The organism is Caldimonas hydrothermalis (assembly GCF_056746695.1).
Genome location: NZ_JBWQXA010000008.1, coordinates 89,393 through 104,232, shown reverse-complemented (window position 1 = coordinate 104,232; position 14,840 = coordinate 89,393). Strand labels below are relative to the sequence as shown.

The 14,840-nt window shown below is 68.0% G+C and carries 13 protein-coding genes and 1 pseudogene; 7 read left to right on the top strand and 7 right to left on the bottom strand.

Annotated elements, in window-relative coordinates:
* Nucleotides 1-119 precede the first annotated feature (119 nt).
* Nucleotides 120-983 (top strand): amidohydrolase family protein, encoded by an 864-nt coding sequence (locus AC1ECW_RS11500; RefSeq protein ID WP_409703008.1) that lies wholly within the window; start codon nucleotides 120-122, stop codon nucleotides 981-983.
* A gap of 36 nt (nucleotides 984-1,019) precedes the next feature.
* On the opposite strand, the gene AC1ECW_RS11495 is transcribed toward AC1ECW_RS11500, so the two are convergent.
* The gene (locus tag AC1ECW_RS11495) at nucleotides 1,020-1,538 is read right to left on the bottom strand and encodes a MarR family winged helix-turn-helix transcriptional regulator (RefSeq protein WP_409703010.1); all 519 of its coding nucleotides are present in this window, start codon (nucleotides 1,536-1,538) and stop codon (nucleotides 1,020-1,022) included.
* Nucleotides 1,539-1,723: 185 nt separating this feature from the next.
* Here AC1ECW_RS11495 and AC1ECW_RS11490 point away from each other — a divergent pair, with 185 nt between their 5' ends.
* A complete protein-coding gene (locus AC1ECW_RS11490) occupies nucleotides 1,724-3,439 on the top strand; it encodes a tannase/feruloyl esterase family alpha/beta hydrolase (protein ID WP_409703012.1) in 1,716 nt (571 codons plus the stop codon).
* A gap of 254 nt (nucleotides 3,440-3,693) precedes the next feature.
* On the opposite strand, the gene AC1ECW_RS11485 is transcribed toward AC1ECW_RS11490, so the two are convergent.
* Nucleotides 3,694-5,112 carry a wax ester/triacylglycerol synthase family O-acyltransferase gene (locus tag AC1ECW_RS11485; RefSeq protein ID WP_481201872.1) on the bottom strand — a complete coding sequence of 473 codons (1,419 nt, stop codon included), beginning with the start codon at nucleotides 5,110-5,112 and terminating at the stop codon, nucleotides 3,694-3,696.
* Between the two features lie 115 nt (nucleotides 5,113-5,227).
* Here AC1ECW_RS11485 and AC1ECW_RS11480 point away from each other — a divergent pair, with 115 nt between their 5' ends.
* Nucleotides 5,228-5,482, top strand: a complete 255-nt coding sequence (locus tag AC1ECW_RS11480) for an acyl-CoA-binding protein (protein WP_409703018.1) — start codon at nucleotides 5,228-5,230, stop codon at nucleotides 5,480-5,482.
* A gap of 45 nt (nucleotides 5,483-5,527) precedes the next feature.
* On the opposite strand, the gene AC1ECW_RS11475 is transcribed toward AC1ECW_RS11480, so the two are convergent.
* Genes AC1ECW_RS11475 through AC1ECW_RS11465 form a run of 3 tightly spaced genes read right to left on the bottom strand, consistent with a single transcriptional unit; the run spans nucleotide 5,528 to nucleotide 9,067 of the window.
* The gene (locus AC1ECW_RS11475; protein WP_409703020.1) at nucleotides 5,528-5,890 is read right to left on the bottom strand and encodes a polyhydroxyalkanoic acid system family protein; all 363 of its coding nucleotides are present in this window, start codon (nucleotides 5,888-5,890) and stop codon (nucleotides 5,528-5,530) included.
* Nucleotides 5,887-6,987 (bottom strand): aminopeptidase, encoded by a 1,101-nt coding sequence (locus AC1ECW_RS11470; protein ID WP_481201871.1) that lies wholly within the window; start codon nucleotides 6,985-6,987, stop codon nucleotides 5,887-5,889. The genes AC1ECW_RS11475 and AC1ECW_RS11470 overlap by 4 nt, the downstream gene beginning before the upstream one ends.
* Nucleotides 6,988-7,003: 16 nt before the next feature.
* Nucleotides 7,004-9,067 (bottom strand): molybdopterin-containing oxidoreductase family protein, encoded by a 2,064-nt coding sequence (locus tag AC1ECW_RS11465; protein WP_409703024.1) that lies wholly within the window; start codon nucleotides 9,065-9,067, stop codon nucleotides 7,004-7,006.
* 88 nt (nucleotides 9,068-9,155) lie between these two features.
* Here AC1ECW_RS11465 and AC1ECW_RS11460 point away from each other — a divergent pair, with 88 nt between their 5' ends.
* The 4 genes and pseudogenes from AC1ECW_RS11460 to AC1ECW_RS11445 all read left to right on the top strand — a co-directional run bounded on the left by AC1ECW_RS11460 (nucleotide 9,156) and on the right by AC1ECW_RS11445 (nucleotide 12,094).
* Nucleotides 9,156-10,349, top strand: a complete 1,194-nt coding sequence (locus AC1ECW_RS11460; RefSeq protein ID WP_481201870.1) for a M20 aminoacylase family protein — start codon at nucleotides 9,156-9,158, stop codon at nucleotides 10,347-10,349.
* 9 nt (nucleotides 10,350-10,358) lie between these two features.
* Nucleotides 10,359-11,453, top strand: a complete 1,095-nt coding sequence (locus AC1ECW_RS11455; protein ID WP_481201869.1) for a M14 family metallopeptidase — start codon at nucleotides 10,359-10,361, stop codon at nucleotides 11,451-11,453.
* A 312-nt stretch (nucleotides 11,454-11,765) separates the two neighbouring features.
* A pseudogene (locus tag AC1ECW_RS11450) lies at nucleotides 11,766-11,955 on the top strand (sigma 54-interacting transcriptional regulator); the annotation flags it as partial.
* A 49-nt stretch (nucleotides 11,956-12,004) separates the two neighbouring features.
* Nucleotides 12,005-12,094: a helix-turn-helix domain-containing protein gene (locus tag AC1ECW_RS11445; protein ID WP_409703030.1), complete on the top strand. Its 90-nt coding sequence runs from the start codon at nucleotides 12,005-12,007 to the stop codon at nucleotides 12,092-12,094.
* Nucleotides 12,095-12,101: 7 nt separating this feature from the next.
* Here AC1ECW_RS11445 and pgi read toward each other — a convergent pair whose 3' ends face one another.
* Entirely contained in the window at nucleotides 12,102-13,691 is a 1,590-nt protein-coding gene (gene pgi, locus AC1ECW_RS11440; protein WP_409703032.1) for a glucose-6-phosphate isomerase, read from the bottom strand.
* Nucleotides 13,688-14,641 (bottom strand): transaldolase, encoded by a 954-nt coding sequence (tal, locus tag AC1ECW_RS11435; protein WP_409703034.1) that lies wholly within the window; start codon nucleotides 14,639-14,641, stop codon nucleotides 13,688-13,690. Before tal ends, pgi begins: the two co-directional genes overlap by 4 nt.
* Nucleotides 14,642-14,840: the final 199 nt, after the last annotated feature.

Below are 14,840 nucleotides of genomic sequence, written 5' to 3'. Positions count from 1 at the left end.
CATTTCCGGGGGATGTGCGGGGTTACACCGGCCGATCCTGCCTCGCAGGCGTACGATCCCAAGGCTCACCATTTTTGTTACTTTATTGAAGTAATTGAGCCGCCATCCGGAGCCCGCCCGTGAAGACCGAAAACCTCATCGCGATCGACGTCCACACCCATGCCGAGGTGTCCTGCTGGAACCCCTATGACAGCTATGGCGAAGAGTACGACCGGGCCGCGGACAAGTACTTCCGCTCGAGCCGGCGCCCCACCATCGACGAGAGCATCGCCTACTACCGCGAGCGCAACATCGGGCTGGTGATGTTCATGGTCGACGCCGAGGCCCAGCTGGGCCGGCGGCGCATCCCGAACGAAGAGATCGCCGAAGCCGCCCAGAAGAACAGCGACATCATGATCGCCTTCGCCTCCGTGGACCCGCACAAGGGCAAGATGGGGGCGCGCGAGGCCCGCAAGCTGATCGAGGAGCACGGCGTCAAGGGCTTCAAGTTCCACCCCACGGTACAGGGCTTCCACCCCTACGACCGCATGGCCTGGCCGCTGTACGAAGTGATTGCCGAGCACAAGCTGCCGGCCATCTTCCACAGCGGCCATTCGGGCATCGGCTCGGGCATGCGCTGCGGCGGCGGGCTGCGGCTGGAGTACTCCAACCCCATGCACCTGGACGACGTGGCGATCCACTTCCCCGACATGCAGATCGTCATCGCCCACCCGTCCTGGCCCTGGCAGGATGAGGCGCTGAGTGTGGCCATGCACAAGCCCAATGTGTGGATCGACCTGTCAGGCTGGAGCCCCAAGTACTTCCCGGCCCAACTGGTGCAGTACGCCAACACCCTGCTGAAGGACCGCGTGCTCTTCGGCAGCGACTACCCGCTGATCACGCCCGACCGCTGGATGAAAGACTTCGAGGCAGCAGGCTTTCGCGACGAGGTCAAGCCACTGATCTTGAAGGACAATGCAAAGCGGCTGTTGGGCCTCGCGTGACGAGCAAGCCAGGCGGCCAAGACCCGTCGAGTGCGCTCAGACGTCCGACGAGGCCGCACCATCGCCGGAGACGGCGGCGCGCGCGCAAGCCACCTTGTGGAGCAACTCCAGCAAGATGGCATGCTCGCCCGCCGTCAAATGCGCAGCCATGGCCTGACGCTCGGCATCGAGGATGCGCTGCGTGGCCGCGCGTGCCAAAGCCTGCCCTTGCGGCGTGGCATACAGCAGCAGTGAACGCCGGTCGTTGGCGCTGGGTGTGCGCCGCACCAACCCTCGGGACTCCAAGCGATCGATCCACATCGTGATGTTGGGCGCCGTCACCGCCAGCGCCCGCGCCAGACGGGCCAGCGAGCCGCCGGGGTTCTCGACGATCAGCGTCAGCACGGTGTACTCCACCGGGCGCAATCCGAAAGGTTGCCCCACCTGGGCCTTGAAAACGGCGTCGGTGACGATGGCTGCTTGCGCCATCTGGTAACCCAGTACGTCATGCAGCCGGGCCTCTTCGAGACGGCCGGCCGGTGTGGTGTCTGCGCGATGAAACCGCTTGGAGGGCATGTCCCGGATTGTGCCGGCTCGCCAGACCTCTGCCCACATGATGCAGTAGCTGAACGATTCTTATGGGCACTTAGGGTAAGCACCCCTCTCGATCGCCCTGGTTATTAATTAACTTAACTAATGTTCAGGGCGAGCTCGCTCGTCATGAACGACTTGCATTCGACATCCAAGAAGGAGACAAACTCATGCCTGACTCGCCCATCCAACGGACCGCGATGGCCTGCGGCCTGGCCTTGTGGGCCCTGAGCTTCACCGCCTGCGGTGGCGGCTCTTCTGCGCAGCCGCAGATACCCCGGCTGAGCCCGGCCGTGCCGGCCACCTATGCGGGCGCCTGCGAGACCTTGTCCGACACGCTGGCCAGCCTGCCCAACACCCGCATCACGTCGGCTGCACTCGTCGCAGCGGGAAGCTTGAGCGTCGGAGGACAGCCCGTGGCCGAGCACTGCCTGGTCACGGGCCACATGTTCGAGCGCACCGGCCCCATCGATGGCGCCCGCTATGCCATCGGCTTCGAAATGCGTTTGCCGCGCGCGTGGAACGGGCGCTTTTTCTACCAAGCCAATGGCGGCCTGGATGGCAATGTCGTGACGGCCACCGGCAGCTTCGGCGGCGGACCACTCACCCACGCCTTGCATCAAGGATTTGCCGTGCTCAGCTCGGATGCAGGGCACAGCGCCTCGCAAAACCCCTCGTTCGGGCGTGATCCGCAAGCGCGCCTGGACTACGGCTATCAAGCCGTGGGCAAGCTCACCCCGATGGCCAAAGAGGCCATCCGGCGCGTCTATGGCAAGGCCCCTGATCGTTCGTACATCGGCGGGTGCTCCAACGGCGGGCGCCACGCGATGGTGGCTGCCGCCCGTTACGCGCAAGACTATGACGGTTATCTCGTCGGTGCGCCAGGCTTCAATCTGCCCTTGGCGGCCGTGGCCAACATCTGGGGGGCCCAGCGTTACGCCACCGTGGCCACCGATCCCACCAATCTGTCCACGGCCTTCACACCGGTGGAGCGGCAGCTCGTGGCTCAGGCCGTCTTGGATCGCTGTGACGCGCTCGATGGTGCCGTCGATGGTCTCGTGCAAGACACCACGGCCTGTCAAGCGGCTTTCGATCTGTCGCGCGATGTGCCCACCTGCACCGGTGCACGCGACGGCAGCTGTCTGAGCGCCGAGCAAAAGGCAGTCATCACCTCAGTGTTCGCAGGCGCCACCACCAGCGGCGGCACACGTTTTTACGCGAGCTTTCCTTACGACCCCGGTCTGAGCGGCAGCGGTGTGGGCTTTTGGGAGTTCACCGCGCCGCTGGCCCTCGACTCAGGCGCCGTGGGCATCGTGTTCAAGGCGCCGCCGGAAAATCCGGTGGGTTTCAACGGCCCGGCGTTTTCCTTGAACACACCCGTGGACACGCTGTACGAGTACATCCACAGCACCTCGCTGAGCTACACCGAATCGGCCATGAGTTTCATGACGCCGCCCAACCCCAGCCAACTGTCCACGCTGCGTGACCGGGGTGCCAAGATGCTCGTCTACCACGGGGTGGCCGACGCCATTTTTTCGGTCGACGACACCATCCGCTGGTATGAATCGCTCAGCGCCAACCATGGCGGCGATGCTTCCAACTTCGCACGCGTTTTCCGCGTGCCCGGCATGGGCCATTGCAGCGGCGGCCCCGCCACCGATCAATTCGACGTGATCACGCCTTTGGTGCAGTGGGTCGAACAAGGCATCGCACCGGATCGCATCGAGGCTCGCGCCCGCGGTGCTGGCAACCCCGGGGGTGTGAATGCCGAAGTGCCCGGCGAGTGGGCCCCCGATCGCAGCCGACCGCTGTGTCCTTACCCCCTCGTGGCCCGCTACGGCGGCTCGGGCAGTTTGGACAACGCCGACAGCTTCGTGTGTCGCTGAGGCCAGCCAGATCTTCCCCCCCAAATGAGCGGCAGGATGCGTGAAATTCTGCCGCACCCCCCGCATTGCGGGGCTCCACGATGGGCGCCAACGTCCGATACTGACATCGGGCAAGTCCACCCGAGTGTGGAAAGCCGGTGGCTCCAGGCCACCCGCTCATCCGGTTGCAAGGCAGTGCGCCAGCAGTCGGTCTTGCCCGCCAACACCTGTCGGCCCCCGGTTGGGGGCCGACGTCTTTTCGGTCGCTGGCCGCCTTACTCTTCCCCCCACGGCAGCATCAAAGTCACCATCAGCAGCGACTCGAACTCCTGGCGGAACCGGTCGGTGATGGCCTGCGGGTCGGGGCAGAGCTTGCGGTCGGTGATGAGGCCGAACTGCACGCCGCCGCCGTAGGAGAGGATGCTCAAGCCCATGCCGATGTCGCCGGACTGGGGCACCCAGAACATCACCTGTTCGAGCGTGGCGCCACAGAACTTGAGCGGCTCGCGCGGGCCGGGCACGTTGGTCATCACGGCCGTGGCCTTGCGGGCGAAGTAGTTCAGCAAGGTGTGCTGCACAGGCTTGATCAAAAGGCCTGCCATCGCCAGCACGGCAAAGGCCAGCAAGGGCTGGTAGCTGCCCTTGAGCTCAGCCATGCGCGCACGCACGGCCAACACGCGTTCGATGGGGTTGGCGATGCCGATGGGCAGCACCAGCGGCACCAGGCCGAAGCGGTTGCCGAGTTGATGGGCCTCGGCCAGCGGGCGCAGGTTCACCGGCACCATGACACGGATGTCTTTGCCCGTCGGGTCGTCGCCGTGCGCGGCCAGGTAGCGGCCGATGGCCCCGGCCGCGCAGGCCAGCACCACGTCGTTCACCGAGCAGCCCAGGGCCTTGCCGATGGCCTTCACGTCGTCCAGCGGCACAGGCTCGCCCCAGGCCACGCGCTTGGAAGGGCCGGGCTTGCCCTTCAGCCGTGTGGGCGAGTCGTCGCTCATCAATGCAATGGCGGCGGCATCGCTCACCACCTGCACGCCCATGCGCGCGAGGTCGATCGATCCCTGCAGCGGCAGGCCAGGATGGGCCATCAGCTCCATCGACTTGGCCATGCCCTGGCCGGTCAGGCCGATGGCCTTGACCGTGACGTCGGTCAGGGGCTTGAGCACGGCGTCGCTGAGCCAGTCGCGCTCGTCGTCGGGCCGCGGCTCGCGCAGCTTGGGCAGGCTGCCGCCATCGGTGAGCGAGAGCATCACCGTGATGAGCGCGATGCCGTCGGCGATGCAGTGGTGGATGCGCGCGATCAGCACGCTGCCGCCGTCGAAGTCTTCGACCAGACGCAGCTCCCACAGCGGGTGGGCCGGGTCCAGTGGGGTGGCGGCCAGTTCGGCGATGCGCGCCTGCAGGGCCTGCATCGGCGACTGGCCGCGCCGGGGCTTGAGGGTTTCGGCCCGCACGTGGCGGGCGAGGTCGAAGTCGGGGTCGATCACCCAGCTCGCACCCAAGGGGTCCTCGACCACCTTCTGGCGGAAGCGCCGGTACTTGAGCAGGCGCTGCTCGATACGTTCTCGCAAGGCCTGCAGGGTGATGCGCGGACGCAATCGCCACATGCCCACGATGAGCATCAGGTTGGCCTCGGTGTCCATGCGCAGCCAGGCGGTGTCGACCCGGGACATGCGCTGCGTCGTTGCGGGCATGCGTTCGTTCTTTCCTTGAGGAGCCCGCTCTATTCTCGGGGCGGGAAGCGCACTAGCATCTGCACCGCAGCAATATGCGTCAATCGACGTTTCCACCAACCTTGAGGAGCCCCCCATGGCCGACCTGCAAGCCGCCTTCGAGAAGGCCGTCGCCGAATCCAAGTCCCTGCCCGAGAAGCCGGACAACATGACCCTGCTGAAGATCTATGCGCTGTACAAGCAGGCCACTGTCGGTGACGTGGAAGGCTCGCGCCCGGGCTTCACCGACATGGTGGGCCGCGCCAAGTGGGACGCCTGGAATGCCCTGAAGGGCCAAAGCGCCGACGAGGCCAAGCAAGCCTACATCGACCTGATCGAAAGCCTGAAGTGAAGGGCCGCGGCCCGCGCGGCCGCCTCAGCGCATTGCCGGAGTGCATCACTTCTTTCTGGCGGCGGCCTTCTTCGCAGGGGCGGCCGCCTTTTTCCGGGCAGCGGCCCCCTTGCGCGCCTCCAGCGCCAGCAGGCTGTCCAGGTTCTTCCGGATCTCGGCCTCGATGGTCTTGGCGAAGGCCCCCAGCAGGAAGCCAAGCTGGGCCTGCAGCTCGAAATGGTCGGCCGCCACGGTCAGCGTGCCCTTGACCCCAGCGCGGGTGAAATGCACGACGTCGCAGTCCTCGCCCTCCTCCACCGTGCAGTCCATGCCGAACTTCTCCTCGGCATCCTCGGCCCATTGCCAGGCGATCTCGCGGGCCCGGGCCAGGCCGAGCTGGTGTTCACGGTGGATGGCAATCTCGCTCATCGCGCAGGGTCCTTGTCGGCGATCATGGGGGACGTGAGGGCCTGGCGGCGCTCGTCGCGCGGCCGCTGGGCCAGCTCGCGCACGGCATCATAAAACCGCGGAAAGCTCCGGCCCCTTGCGTCGAAAAGCCGCTCGAAGCCGGGCACCAGCTCGGTGTAGGCCGCCAGCACGGCCAGCGAGGCGCCATTGGCTTGCTCGAACCAGCGGTCGTAGCCGGCAAAGCCCTCCCAGGGGCCGGCCTTCAGGCGCGCGTGTTCGGCGCGCATCGCGGCCAACACCTCGGCCTTGCCGCGGCGCTTGTCCTCGTCGCTGCCGGGGCCGGCATAGACCTCCGCCAGGCGGGCGCGGTAGCGCAGGGTCAGGGCCTGGAAATCGCGCCGGCGGGTGTCGAAGCGTTCGTATTCCTCACGCACCGCCGGGCTGGCATGCTGCTGCAGCCATCGCTGCACACCGAGGCGCTCCACCGCGGTGGCGAAGGATTCGTTGAAGGGGGTGTCGTCCTTCACGTAGACCACATGGTGGGCCAGTTCGTGGAAGATGAGGCGCGCCAGTTCGCCCTCCGGGTAGCCGATGAAGGTGTTGAGCAGCGGGTCGCCACCCAGCCATTCCAGCCGGCCCAGCGTGGAATAAGCAGGCACGCCGTAGACGCGCACGTCGTAGCCCTGCGCGCGCAAGCCTTGGGCGAAGGCTTCGGCCTCGTCGCGGTCATAGTAGCCGCGGTAGCCCACGCAGCCCACCACCGGGAAACACCAGGTCTTGAGGGTGAGGCTCAGCTCGGGCACCGCCACCACGTTCCACACCGCGGCCGACCGGCCCAGGTCGGCGTAGCCGCGGTAGCTGCGGGTGTCGGGCAGGGCGAGTTCGTCCACCGCAAAGCGGCGGATACGCTGGCTCAGGAGCAGGCGCTCGCGCAGGCGCTCGGGCGTGGCGCCGTCGGCCAGCCAGTGCTCGACCGGACGGGCCTGCTGCATCAGGCTCAGGTGGCCGTGCACCGTCTGGGCCAAGTAGCCCACGGTGCCGCAGCCCGCCACGGTCAGGCCGCCGCCCAGGACCAGGGCCGCCACGCCGACCACCGCCCACAGACCTCGCCGGCGCATCGCCACCCCCGGGACCTCAGCGCACCGCCGGCGCCGCGGCCACCTCGACCAGCACGTCGTAGAAGCAGGGCGCACGCCCGAGGTCGGTCAGACGCTGGTGGGTGACTTCGTTGACATTGCTGCCGCGCAGGCCCAGCTTGCGCCACCAGATGCCCAGGCCGTTGACCACGCCCGGGCGGGCCCGGTCACTGACACGCGCCGTGCACCAGTATTCGCCACGGTCGTTGAACACGCGCACCACGGCGCCGTCGGCAATGCCGCGGGCGGCGGCATCGTCGGGGTGGATCTCCAGCAGCGGCTCGCCCTCGATGTCGCGCAGGCTCTGCACGTTCACGAAGCTGGAGTTGAGGAAGTTGCGCGCCGGCGGCGAGATCATCGCCAGCGGGTAGCGCGCCGCCAAATGCGGCGTGGCGGTGGGCGACTCGTGGTTGGGCAGGTAGTCGGGCACGCCGTGGCGCGGCGAGTCGATCTCGCAGCGCCCGCTGGCGGTGGGAAAGCCCCCTTCGGCGAAGGGTGCCTCGGGCAGTGGCAGCTTGACCCAGCCCTGCTGGCGCAACTGCGCCAGCGTGATACGTCCGCCGAAGGCCTGGGCGGCGATCTCTTCGTCCGTCTCGGCGAAGCAGGGCTCGGTGTAGCCCATGCGCGCGGCCAGGTCGCGAAAGATCTGCGTGTTGGGCCGGGCCTGCCCCACCGGCGCGATGGCCGGCTCGTTGATCAGCACGTCGGTGTGGCCGTAGCTGGTGTGCACGTCCAGGTGTTCGAGCTGGGTCGTGGCCGGCAGCACATAGTCTGCAAAATCGGCCGTGTCGGTGAGGAAATGCTCCAGCACCACGGTGAAGAGGTCCTCGCGGGCGAAGCCCTGCACCACCTTGGGCGACTCGGGGGCCACCGCGACCGGGTTGCTGTTGTAGACCACCAGCGCCTCGATCTTCGGACCGAAGCCGGGCGAGGCCTCGCGCAGCAGGTCGTCGCCGATCGTGCTCATATTGATCGTGCGGGGATCGCGCCCGGCCAGCAGCTCGGGGCGCTGCAGCGCAGCACGGTCCACCGGGAACCAGCCCGAACTCGACAGCAGCAGGCCGCCGGCGCGATGGCGCCAGGCGCCGGTCAGGCAGGGCAGGATGGCGATCAGCCGCACCGCGTTGCCGCCGCCACGGGCGCGCTGCATGCCATAGTTCAGGCGGATCGCCGCGGGGGTCATCGTGGCGTAGTCGCGCGCCAGACCACGCACCGCCTGCGCCGACACGCCGCATTCGGCCGCCGCCCGCTCGGGCGGCCACTGCAGGGCCCGCTCGCGCAGGGCGGGCCAGCCCAGCGTATGGCGCTCGATGTAGTCGTCGTCGAGCCAGCCGTTGACGATGAGTTCGTGCATCAGCCCCAGGGCCAGCGCACCGTCGGTGCCGGGGCGCAAGGCCAGGTGCTCGTGGCACTTGTCGGCCGTTTCGGTGCGGCGCGGGTCGATGCACACCAGCTTGGCCCCGCGCCGCTTGGCCTCCTGGGCCACGCTCCAGAAGTGCAGGTTCGAGGCGATGGAATTGCTGCCCCAGATCAGGATCAGGCGGCTCTCGGCAAAGTGCTCGACATGCATGCCGACCTTGCCGCCGTAGGTCGCCATGAGAGCCTCGGCCCCGGCGCTGGCACAAATGGTGCGGTCCAGGCGCGAGGCGCCCAGGCGGTGGAAGAAGCGCGCCGACATGCTCTCGCCCTGCACGAGGCCCATGGTGCCGGCATAGCTGTAGGGCACGATGGCCTGCGGGTCACGCGATGCGATGTTCGACAGGCGCTGCGCGATCGCGTCCAGGGCCTCGTCCCAGCCCACCCGTTCGAACTGCCCCGCGCCCTTGGGCCCCACGCGCCTGAGCGGGTGCAGCACGCGCTGCGGATGGTAGGTGCGTTCCACGTAGCGCGAAACCTTGCGGCACAGCGCCCCGTGCGTGGAGGGGTGTTCGGGCCGCCCTTGCACACGCACCGCACGGCCGCCTTCGACCACCACCTGCATCGCGCAGGTGTCGGGGCAGTCGTGCGGGCAGGCCGCGCGCACGATGCGCGCGCCGTCCGCGGCGGCAGGGGACGTCATCATCCGGGGCTCCAGGGCAGGAAGGGTCTTGCGAACACAGGCAGGATCGACAAGGCTACACTGAATCATCGCCATTGCGTGCGGTTGTCCCATGAAGCTGATCGACTCCATCCTGGCCGACGCCGCGGCCGTCACCGCCATCCGGCGCGACATCCATGCTCATCCCGAACTGTGCTTCGAGGAGGTTCGCACCGCCGACGTGATCGCGCGCGCGCTCACCGACTGGGGCATACCCATCCACCGCGGTCTGGGCACCACCGGTGTGGTGGGCATCGTCAAAAACGGCAGCAGCCCGCGCGCCATCGGTTTGCGCGCCGACATCGACGCGCTGCCCATGACCGAGAAAAACCAGTTCCCCCACGCCAGCCGGCACCCCGGCAAGATGCACGCCTGCGGCCACGACGGCCACACCGCGATGCTGCTGGCCGCAGCCAAGCATTTCTCGAAGCACCGCCATTTCGACGGCACGGTCTATCTCGTCTTCCAGCCGGCCGAAGAAGGCGGCGGCGGCGCGCGCGAGATGATCAAGGACGGCCTGTTCGAACGCTTCCCGATGGAGGCCATCTTCGGCATGCACAACTGGCCCGGCATGGCCGTGGGCCAGTTTGCGGTCAAGACCGGCCCCATCTTCGCGTCCAGCAACGAGTTCCGCATCGTCATCCGCGGCAAGGGCGGGCATGCGGCGCTGCCGCACAACACCGTGGACCCGGTGCCCGTGGCCTGCCAGATGGTGCAGGGCTTCCAGACCATCATCACCCGCAACAAGCGGCCCATCGACGCCGGCGTGATCTCGGTGACGATGATCCACGCCGGCGAGGCCACCAACGTGGTGCCCGATGCCTGCGAGATCCAGGGCACAGTACGCACCTTCACGCTGGAGGTGCTCGACCTGATCGAGCAGCGCATGGGCGAGATCGCCCGCCACACCGCGGCGGCCTACGGCTGCGAAGTCGAATTCAGCTTCCACCGCAACTACCCGCCCACCATCAACCACCCCGAAGAGACCGCTTTCGTGCGGCGCGTGATGGGCGAGGTCGTGGGCCCCGAGAACGTGCTCGACTTCGAGCCCACGATGGGCGCCGAGGACTTCAGCTACTTCCTGCAGCACAAGCCCGGCGCCTACTTCCTGATCGGCAACGGCGACGGCACCCACCGCGAAGGCGGCCACGGCCTGGGGCCTTGCGTGCTGCACAACCCCACCTACGACTTCAACGACGAGCTGATCCCGCTGGGGGCCACGCTGTGGGTGCGCCTGGCCGAGGCCTGGCTCAAGCCGTCCGCTTGAGGACCCCGCATGGACCCCACCGCCTCCAGCGCCTTCTCGCAAAGCTACGCCGAGGCCCGCACCAAGTTCCTCGCGGCCTGCGAGGCCCTGGGCCTGGACGTGGAATCGCACATCCACCCGATGCTCGGCCGCGACGGCGAGCTGCTCGCGATGGACGTGGTGCGCCACGGGCCGCGCGACGCCCAACGCCTGCTCATCCTGTCCAGCGCCTGCCATGGCGTGGAAGGCTTTGCAGGCTCGGGCATCCAGATCGCCCTGCTGCGCGATGCGCGCTGGCGGCAGGCCGTGCAGGCCTCGGGCGTGGCCGTGCTCTACATCCACGCGCTCAACCCCTATGGCTTTTCGTGGTGGCGTCGTGTCACGCAGGAGAACGTGGACCTCAACCGCAACTTCCACGACTTCTCCCGCCCCCTGCCGCGCAATGACGCCTACGACGAGATCCACGCCTGGCTGCTGCCGCGGCAATGGCCGCCCGGGCCCGAGGTGGAGGCAGCGATCCAGGCCTACATCGAGCGCCACGGGCCGATGGCCTTCCAGGCCGCGGTCTCACAGGGCCAGTACACGCACGAAGACGGGCTCTACTACGGCGGGCGCAATCCCACCTGGAGCAACGTGACGCTGCGTCATGTGCTGCGAGAACACGGACGCCAGGCCGCCGACATCGCCTGGATCGACCTGCACACCGGCCTGGGGCCCTGCGGCCATGGCGAGCGCATCTTCGCTTCGCGCAACGACGCCACCGAGCTCGAGCGGGCACGGCGCTGGTGGGGCCCCGAGGTCACCTCCATCTATGACGGCTCGTCCAGCTCGGCCGAGCTCACCGGCATGATGTGGCTGTCCATCTTCGACGAGTGCCCGCAGGCCCGCTACACCGGCATCGCGCTGGAGTACGGCACCGTGCCGGTGCTCGAGGTGCTCCACGCCCTGCGGGCCGAGCACTGGGTGGAGAACCATCCCGAGGTGGACGACGTCCGCCGCGCCGCCTTCAAGCGACAGTTGCGCGATGCCTTCTACGTCGACACCGACGACTGGAAGCGCCGGCTCGTCGAGCAGGCCTTCGACGCCGGCCTGCAGGCCCTGAGCGGCCTGCGCGCAGGCGCCTGAGCGGCACCCGCCGCCCACTCGCGTTCAGCCCATAGTCAGCCTCGCGATCGCCCCGCCCCGGCCGGGCCTTCGCAGCGGTGTTCACCTTCGAGACAAGGGGCCCGGGGAAACGCTGACTGCGGATCGGACAGTTTCCCGACCACGAGACATGCGGGGCGACCCGAAGTCCACCGTCTTTCTCCTTTCGCGACAAGCACTTGGTCTGGCTGTCCCAGCGTGGCACAGGCCTTGCGCTGGGAAGAGCATCGTCCGGCCTCGATGCCGGGCGGTGCCGTACACAAAAAGGAGACACCGATGGTCCGTTGGCTGCGCGCCCTGGTTCGAGCCCTGCTCGAAGCCGAGCTCTTCGGCGTGGCCGCCGGCGCCTACACCGGGGCCGAACGGCGCGAATGTCAGGGCAAGCTGCACATCGGCCCAGGGCGGCACCCTCTTCCTCGACGAGATCGGCGACATGCCGCTGGGCGTGCAGGCCAAGCTGCTGCGCGTGCTGCAGGAAAAGGAGCCAGTACGAGCGCCGCCTGATCGAGCAGGCCCTGGCGGAATGCCGCAGCGTGGCCGCCGCCGCGCGGCGCCTGGGCATGGGCCGCGCCACGCTGTACCGCAAGATGGCAGCCTACCAGTTGGGACGCACGGCGCGCTGATTGCGCCTCACGCCCGCAGCCGCCGCAACAGCCCGGCCGTCGAGGCATCCAGTCCCGCGGTGTCGCCCGAGACCAGGCGCGGCAGCAGGTCGTTGCACAAGGCCTTGCCCAGCTCCACACCCCACTGGTCGTAGGAATTGAGGCCCCACAGCGCACCGCTCGTGAAGACACGGTGCTCGTACAGCGCGATCAGCGCGCCCAGGGCGCGCGGCGTGAGCCGCTCCAGCAGCAGCGTGGTGCTGGGACGGTTGCCCGGGAAGGTGCGGTGGCGCGCGATCGTCGCCGCATCCAAAGCACGGCTGGCCGTGGGGGCCTGCTCGCCCAGCGCCTCCTCGGTGGTCTTGCCCCGCATCAGCGCCTGCGCCTGCGCCAGGCCGTTGGCCAGGAGCTTGGCATGCAGATCGGCATGGCCGTGCGTGGGCGTCTTCACCAGGATGAACTCCACCGGGATCACGTCGGTGCCCTGGTGCAGCATCTGGAAATAGGCATGCTGGCCGTTGGTGCCGGGCTCGCCCCAGACCACCGGCGAGGTGCCATAGGGCAGCGGCTGGCCGTCCAGGTCCACACGCTTGCCGTTGGATTCCATCTCCAGTTGCTGCAGGTAGGCCGGCAGGCGTTTGAGGCCCTGGTGATAGGGCGCCACGCTGCGGCTGGTAAAGCCATGGAAGTTGCGATACCACACATCGAGCAGGCCAAGCTGCACCGGGAGGTTGCGCTCCAGCGGGGCGGTGGCGAAGTGGCGGTCCATCGCATGCGCGCCGTCGAGCAGGGCACGGAAGTGCTCGCGGCCCAGCGCGATCGCCACCGGCAGCCCGATGGCCGACCACAGCGAATAGCGCCCGCCCACCCAGTCCCAGAAACCGAAGGTGGTGGTGATGCCGAACGCGGCCGCCGCCTCGACGTTCGTGGTGGTGGCCACGAAATGCTTCGCAGTGTCGGTGCCGCCTTGCTGGACGAACCACTCGCGCGCCACGCGCGCGTTGGCCATGGTCTCCTGCGTGGTGAAGGTCTTGGAGGCGATGATGAAAAGCGTGGTGTGCGGCTTCAGACCGCGCAGCACCGGCTCGATGTCGTGCCCATCCACATTCGAGACGAAGTGGAAGCGCAGCCCCCGATGCACAAAGGCGTCGAGCGCCGGCACCGCCATCTGCGGGCCCAGATCCGAGCCACCGATGCCGATGTTCACCACATCGGTGAAGCCGCTGACCGCCGTGTCGCGCACCCCTTCGGCATAGGCCAGCAGGCGGTCGAGCACCCCGTGAACCTCGTCGCTGAAGGGGCCCTGGCCGCGCGGGGCGCGCAAGGCCGTGTGCAGCACGGCGCGGCCTTCGGTGACATTCACCGCCTCGCCCGCCAGCATTGCGTCGCGCCGCGCCTGCAGGCCGCACTCGCGGGCCAGCTCGGTCAGCAGGCGATGCGTGGCCTCGTCCCACAGGTTCTTCGAAAGATCCGCAAAGACCTCCGGCGCCTCCACGCTGAAGCGCTCGAAGCGCGCCGGATCGCGTGCGAAGGCTTCGCGCAGGTCCAGGTCGCGGCCGTGGGCCTCGAAATGCCCCCGCAAGGCCGCCCAGGCCGTGGTGCGATCGCAGCGGGTCATGCCACCAGCTCCTGGATCAGGGTGTCCAGCTTGGCCGCATCGGCCGCGAAGGCGCGGATGCCCTCGGCGAGCTTCTCGGTGGCCATCGCATCCTCGTTGAGCGCGTAGCGGAAGCTGGCTTCGTGGTAGCTCACGGCCTTGAGCGGCGTGCGCTGCGCAACCTGCGGATCCAGGTGGCGCGTGACGGGGGTGTCGCTCGCCTGCAACTGGGCCAGCAGCTCGGGGCTGATGGTCAACAGGTCGCAGCCGGCCAGGGCGAGGATCTGGCCCACGTTGCGGAAGCTCGCGCCCATCACCTCGGTGGGGATGCCATAGTGCTTGTAGTAGGTATAGATCTGGGTCACCGACTTCACGCCCGGATCGTTCACCCCGGCATGGGCGGCTTCGTCCCATTGCGACCCGGCCGCCTTCTTGTGCCAGTCGTAGATGCGGCCGACGAAGGGCGAGATCAGCCGCACACCGGCCTCGCCGCAGGCCACGGCCTGGCAGAAGGCAAACAGCAGCGTCAGGTTGCAGTGGATGCCCTCGTGCTCGAGCGCACGCGCGGCCTGGATGCCCTCCCAGGTGGCGGCGATCTTGATCAGCACGCGCTCGCGGGCGATGCCGGCCGCCTCGTACATCGCGATGAGGCGCTGCGCGCGCGCGATGGTCGCCGCGGTGTCGAAGCTCAGCCTCGCATCCACCTCCGTGGACACGCGCCCGGGCACCACCTTCAGGATCTCCTGGCCGAAGGCCACGAGCACCCGGTCCACCAGCTCGTCCAGCGCACGCCCCGGATGGGCACGCACCGTGGCCTCCAGCAGCGGACGGTACTCGGGCTGCTGCACGGCCTTGAGGATCAGCGAGGGATTGGTGGTCGCATCCCGCGGTGCGAACTGGGCCAGTTGCTTGAAATTGCCGGTGTCGGCCACCACGGTGGTGTACTGCTTGAGTGCGTCGAGTGAGTTCATGGGAGGGGGGTCGAAGAGAGGGCCCGGTGCAGGGTGCATTGTCGCCGCCGCCGGGCCGAGACCGCGGCGGTGTCGCAGTAACAAGATTACCCGGTAACTCCATCGTAACCTCTCCCGGAAAGCCCCAGCCCGAGCGGTCCACGCGAGTTCGTATTGACGAAACCACCGCTTCGTCGCATGATGCGTTTGTAATTGAATT